This is a genomic window from Psittacicella gerlachiana, from assembly GCF_003585965.1.
Taxonomy (GTDB): Bacteria; Pseudomonadota; Gammaproteobacteria; order Enterobacterales; family Psittacicellaceae; genus Psittacicella; species Psittacicella gerlachiana.
On the sequence record NZ_NRJF01000011.1, the window covers coordinates 20,865 to 27,483 of the forward strand.

Consider the following 6,619-nt stretch of genomic DNA (forward strand, 5'->3'; position numbering starts at 1 on the left):
TATTAAAGAAAAAACTCTTTCTTATTCGTATTATACAGCCATTGAAAATAATATTTATTCTTAAATAAAGAAAGCTCCGTTAAACGGAGCAAGAATTATTTTACTAAAAAAGTCTTTAAGTTACTATTATTTCTCGTACTTAGATCTTGAAGTTCACCATTAATATAAAGATAAGTTACCGCTGAAACTCTACCTACACGAATTTCTGCGACATTACCTAAATCATATAATTCATTTAATGGTACTGTTTTGGTGATCCATTGACTAGAACCAGTTGAGTTTTTTACACCTACCCAACTTTCACTTGAAAGTTTAATAAAAATTCCTTTTACTGGTATTTCACTACCATCACTAGCAATTACCACATCAGGATTACTTGGTGGGGTAACTTCTAGAGATTCAGTATTATTAGTTTCAGAAGTATTAGCAGTGTTTGTATCTTGATTTGTAGTCTGATTATTTTGCGTATCAGTAGATTCTGTAGATGGAACAAGAACTTCTGAATCAGAAGTTGTACTTGTAGCTTCTTGATTCTGAACTACAGATACGCTTGATCCTTCAGTTCCAGTTATTCCTGTTGTATTGCTATTAAACACAGATTTAACAACAATAACTCCAATGATTAAAATTATTACTAAGGTTATAAGCAGGAAAAGAATTTTTCTTGCATTCGAAGGACTATTTCTGTTGTAAATTTCAGAATTTAAACTATTTCGACTAAAGCCTGTACCTGTACTCACAGCTGAATCTTTAACAACTTTAGCGTCTCGATTTACTTGCTTTGCCGTATCCTCAAATATCTTTTTGTCAATTAAAGAATTATCTTCAAGTCCTAAATACTCAATGTATTTTTTAAGATACATACGAAGATAGACATTATCAAAATCTTCAATATTTGTAAATTGATTATTTTCAAAAGCTTTTAAAACCCTTGGATTAACACGAATAACTTTATTCACGTCTTCCAATGACTCGCCTTTTTCATGGCGCTTTTTCTTTAAATAACTACCAAAATTCTCTGGACTAAGATTTTGATCATCGAGGATTGTATTGTCTTGTGTGGTATTTAGATCTTTATTTTCCAAAGTGGTCATGGGTAAAACTTAACAAACATTATTTATGTTTAAGATATAAAATCTTAAAAACGCAAAAAAGTACTAAAAATAAACAATTATGATAAAAAAGTTTACCTTATTTAATCTAGCCGAATGAATTACTTATGGTTATTTTCTTAAAAGTAAATCAAATCTCTTCCATTATACCAATATTTACACTAAATTTGAAAGAAAACTGCTATTTTATTAAAAAATATGTTAAATCGGACATAAAATTTACCTTTAACTTTTAAAGTAAACGAAAATCTTTATTTTCAAGAGCAAAGTTATAATCATTACACAGTTGAGCAAGTAAATAAAAGCTCCCCATAAAAACAAGATTTATTTGCGATTTATTATTACTTTTTAATAGTTCTTCCTTATATTTTAAAGTTAAGGTATGCAGAACAAATTTATTCATGATCTCTTTAAAAGTTCTAGCTTGTGTAATCTCTTGCAAAACTTGATCTAGACTTGAAGCAAGATAAAGCTTCTCAAAATTGTTAACTCTTTGTTGATAATCGGTAAAAGTTACTCCACGATATTGATGTTCAAGTGGGACTAAGATTATTTGTGCAGGCAAACTAAATTGCTCGATTTTCTCTAGACATTGATTTATATCTTTTTCTTTCCCAAAAGCAACAATAAAAAGTGTATAACTATCCTCAGGAAGTTTCTTTGCTAAAATTTCACAACTTTTTTCAACTGCAGGAGGATTATGTGCTACGTCAAGAATAATATTTACTTTATCTAACTCTAAAGAATAAGCTTTATTTATCGAAGTCACTAATGCTTGCTTGCCTAATGCACTTAAAAAACTTAAACGCCCATAGAGATTCATCTCTTTTATAGCCCCCTCTATATCTTTATTTTTGAGCAAAGGTAAGTTTATTTTTGCCTGTTGCTCAGCTAAAGCTAAAGCAAAACTCGCTTTACTTCTTAACCTAAAATCTATCTCTCCACAGCTAAACTCATATTTTGATTCTCTTGTCAAATAACCTAAAGAGTGTCCCTCTATACCTAAATCTTTAATCTTAACTAAAAGCTGATAAGCTGTATAAGCAGCTTCTAAATTACTCTTAGGGTAAAGTTGCTCAGCTAAATCTAGCTTATGTAAAGAGGCAAAATTTAATTGCTCTTGCAACTCAGGAGGTAATAGCTGTAAATTCGGCACAAATATTACCTTGCCAGCCTCTCTCGCAATTGCTATTTTATTTTTTGCAATTGACTCCAAGCTTTCTCCAAGCAATTCGGTATGATCTAAACCTATACTAGTAATAATTGCTATATGAGCATCTAAAGCATTAGTCGTATCATAAAGTCCACCTATCCCAACTTCTTGTATAAGAATATTAGCTCGATATAAATATGCAAATAATTGAGCTAATAAAGTATTTTGTTGAGAGAAATTAAAGTAGCCATCTGCTTTTTGAGTTTGCTTTAAATAATAGGCTAAAATCTGCTCTAAAATCTCAATTGCCCATCCATAGGTTTGATAAGGAATAGGTTTACCATTAAAAAGAATGCGTTCGTTATATTCACGAATATGTGGACTCGTTAAACTCACAATTTGCAAATCTTTTAATAAACTTCTTAAAAAAGTAACACAAGTTCCTTTACCATTAGTTCCTCCAACAGTGATCACTAGAGGTAAGAAACTATTATTTTCACTATAAATTTTGGCTGGCGTATTTCCAGTTATCTTAGCTAAAGATTTTTCTAATAAAGTTAATATCTGCTCATGCGAAGCTAAATTATTAATTTGCTCCAATCCAAGACCTGCTTCTAAAAAGGCTACTGAGGCTGGGAGCTCTTGATGTATCTGTAAAAGTTTAGAGATTATTTCTTGATCTTTGATTTCTCTAGCTAAGGTTAAATCAGATTTTAGATTATAGGCTAAGACAAATACCCTAATTAACTGAGCGATGATGGTTATATCTTCTATTTTGAGTACACTAGAACTTGCTAAGGCCTTTTGTACTTTAACCATGACATAATCTTTGGCGTTCATTTTTTCTTCCTCTAAATTCAATTTCATTTGAGACTATAACTAAGTCAAACTATATCTAAAACTACCAAATGAAAGTTTAGGCAAACTAATCTCTAATTATAGATACTTTTTCCTAAAACTATGATATTTAACTTATTAAACTCCCCATTTCTCTACTTTTTTTGCGGTATAATATAGAGTATAAATTTTTTCTAAATAAAAAAGCTTTCATTTGCTAGTTTTTTTATCACTACTTGTATAGTTATTTAGATAAATATATTTAACGGTACAGACATATATGACTACCAAGAAAATTAAAAAAATCAAAAAAAGCAAAACTAGCACGGCAAATAATAGTGTTGTAAGAAATAGTAGAAATAGCAAAATAATATATGGGACTGCTAATCTAAATGCAATAGAAAAGTACTTAAGTTCACAACAAGATACTTTTACTAAATCCATGAAAACTATTGCTAATCAAATTATTAGTAATCCCGAGCTAATTCGCAATAGTATGCTCGTTTCTTTTGCCAAAAGCGTAAATCTTGGTGAAGCTTCCATTATGCGTTTTTGTAAACATCTAGGTTTTAAAGGATTTACAGAATTTAAAAGATACTTTGTCGAAGAGTTCTTTGAAAGACGTGATGATTCAGACACTAAAAACAAAATCTATGATATTGATGTAAGTGCCCAATCAAATCCAGCAGATGTTCTCACCAAAACTACAAATCTATTAGCGAGAATTACTTTAGAGACTAAACAAAATCTATCCGCAAATAGTAGTAACCTGAGTACGGCAGCCGATAAAATCCATCTCGCTCCACGCCTTTATATTTTTGGAACCGAAGCCAATCGTCATCTTATCGAAGAAGTTGCAGAAAGATTTATTAGCATTGGGGTTATGACCATTACCGCAACTAATGTTAATGACATGGTAAATAAAGCTTGTCTGCTTACCAAAGGAGATGTAGCTATTGCGGTACAAAGTTCAGGTTATAACAAAGAAATTTTAAAAGTGGTGTCTCTACTCCAAAAACAACGCGTATTTACCATAGGTATTTGTAATGATCCTCGTGCTGATTTAAGTATTAGGGTTGATATGTCATTTACAGCTTGTGGTAGTTATGATAAAAACCTACACCTATTGCAAGATAGTATGTATGTTCGTGTGAGTCAATTACTTATTTTTGAATGTTTAATTGGCTTAGTAACCGCTTTAGATATTCAACAAGTAAAAGAAGTTCGCATTAACTCGCTTAATACAATTGAACAAATTGTCCAAGCGAAAAGCGACTCACCAACAATTGTTTAATTTAGATAACGAGGAGGCATTTACTGCGTCCTCTTTTTTTCCATGCTTATGACTCGTGATACTTGGTATACAGGTTTTATTCTCTATAAAGAAGATTACGGCAATAATAGCGTTCGCCTATACTTTCTAAGTATTGAAAAGGGATTAATTCATTTATATTGTAAAGGAGCAAATAGTAAAAACTCAAAACTAGGACCAAGTTTACAATACTTTTCCTTATTACGTTTACAGGTTGCAGGTAAGTTATTAAATTATATCAGTAAAGTCGAAATAGAAAGCTTAGCGATTAAATATCCTACCGAACAATTCTATTGTGCTTGTTATATTAATGAGTTAATCACCAAAATATTACCAACAAACTCTTATCTTGAAAGTGAAGCTTTTGATCTGTTTAATTTTTATAAAAATACTCTGATTGAATTATTTTATGCCGAAAATACTCAACATCAAAGCCTAGCACTAAGAAAATTTGAAATCAATCTCTTAACTTTTCTTGGCATTATTCCCTATACTGCTTATGATTATCAAGGGCAAGATATAGATCCGCAAGGTGAATATTTTTTAATTCAAGATCAAGGATTTATTAATCACAAACAAATAAATCTTCTTACTCTCGATTATCTTGAACAAGAACAAAAACTTAAACAACAGTGGGAACAAGATCCCGATAGTGTTGACCCTTTAGCTTTACAATACTTGGAGTATCAACATCAACAATATCAACAACAGCAAAAATTAACTTTTTATGGTAAATACTTGCTCCTAATCCATGAACTATTTTTTGAGAATGAAAATAGATCTACACCAACTCAGCTTAATCTTAATGACGAAACCAAAGCTTTACTCAAAGAACAAGATGATCAACTAGCTTCTTTATTGCAAGTAAAAATAGATCTTGATGAAAAGCGACAAGTTGTTACCAAAATCACCTACCAACAACTTAAAAATAATTTTAATGAAGCTGATTTGGAGCAAGCTTTAGCTCAAAAAATAACCCAGTTCAAAAAATTTAAAGAACAAAATAGCAAATCTAAAAATTCTCTTTCAATGTTTGCTCAAAATTTTGTTAATTATAATTTATTCAAAAATTTAGATTCCCAAGAACAAAAGCAACTCTTAAACCAAGCTCATACTCTAAGTAAACTCTACTTAAACGTCCTTTTAGGTTCAAGAATTATCCATTCTAAAGAAAAACTTATAGAGTATAAACGCCTAATGGCAAGTTTGACTTAAGGTACAAATAGTAAGCCCAATTTAGCTTTTTAATGGTATAATCTTAAGAACTTATTTTAGATGCTAAAATAACTTTTTTAGCAGTTTTCACAGAATTTAATTTATTATTTAAGGTAAAAAATGTCTTACAATCTTGCTGAGTTACAAGCTTTTATTGAAGCTGAATTTGAAAATAGAGCTTCTATCAATCCTCAAACTGCAAGCGATGATTTAAAAGCAGCTGTTGAATATGTAATTAATCAACTCGATAAAGGTGTTTTACGTGTTGCTGAAAAAATTGATGGTAACTGGGTAACTCACCAATGGCTTAAAAAAGCAGTATTATTATCTTTTAGAATTAAAGAAAATCAAATTATCGAAGGTGATTCTACAAACTACTACGACAAAGTAGACACTAAATTCAAATCTTACACTGCAGAAGACTTTGCTCAAGCAGGCGTACGTGTAGTTCCTAACGCTGTAGCTCGTAAAGGTTCATATGTTGCTAAAAATGCAATTCTTATGCCATCTTATGTAAATATCGGTGCTTATGTAGATGAAGGTACTATGGTGGATACATGGGCAACTGTAGGTTCATGTGCACAGATTGGTAAAAATGTACACTTATCAGGTGGTGTAGGTATTGGTGGAGTGTTAGAGCCATTACAAGCTAATCCAACAATTATTGAAGATAACTGTTTTATCGGTGCTCGTTCTGAAATCGTGGAAGGAGTTATTGTTGAAGAAGGTTCAGTAATTTCAATGGGTGTATTTATTGGTCAATCTACCAAAATCTATGACCGTGAAACTGGTGAAATCCACTATGGTCGTGTACCAGCAGGTTCAGTAGTAGTTTCAGGTAGCCTACCATCAAAAGATGGTAAATACAGTTTATACTGTGCGGTAATCGTGAAAAAAGTAGATGCTAAAACACGTAGTAAAGTTGGAATTAACGAATTATTACGTTTAGACTAAGCATTTAAATTAAATAACTAAAATAAAAAACCTAGG

5 protein-coding genes are annotated in these 6,619 nt (G+C 31.0%); 3 read left to right on the top strand and 2 right to left on the bottom strand.

Features of this window, described 5'->3' with window-relative positions; genetic code table 11:
• Positions 1-95 precede the first annotated feature (95 nt).
• Positions 96-1,094 carry a helix-turn-helix domain-containing protein gene (locus tag CKF59_RS00450; RefSeq protein ID WP_119534021.1) on the bottom strand — a complete coding sequence of 333 codons (999 nt, stop codon included), beginning with the start codon at positions 1,092-1,094 and terminating at the stop codon, positions 96-98.
• Positions 1,095-1,344: 250 nt separating this feature from the next.
• A complete protein-coding gene (locus CKF59_RS00455; RefSeq protein ID WP_222985433.1) occupies positions 1,345-3,105 on the bottom strand; it encodes a Mur ligase family protein in 1,761 nt (586 codons plus the stop codon).
• 277 nt (positions 3,106-3,382) lie between these two features.
• Between CKF59_RS00455 and CKF59_RS00460 the strand changes: the two genes are divergently transcribed.
• From CKF59_RS00460 to dapD, 3 genes are all read left to right on the top strand, one after another.
• Positions 3,383-4,396: a MurR/RpiR family transcriptional regulator gene (locus tag CKF59_RS00460; RefSeq protein WP_119534023.1), complete on the top strand. Its 1,014-nt coding sequence runs from the start codon at positions 3,383-3,385 to the stop codon at positions 4,394-4,396.
• 48 nt (positions 4,397-4,444) lie between these two features.
• Entirely contained in the window at positions 4,445-5,629 is a 1,185-nt protein-coding gene (gene recO / locus CKF59_RS00465; RefSeq protein WP_222985435.1) for a DNA repair protein RecO, read from the top strand.
• Positions 5,630-5,749: 120 nt separating this feature from the next.
• On the top strand, positions 5,750-6,583 hold the full coding sequence (gene dapD, locus CKF59_RS00470) for a 2,3,4,5-tetrahydropyridine-2,6-dicarboxylate N-succinyltransferase (RefSeq protein WP_119534025.1): 834 nt from the start codon (positions 5,750-5,752) through the stop codon (positions 6,581-6,583).
• The last annotated feature ends 36 nt before the right edge of the window (positions 6,584-6,619 follow it).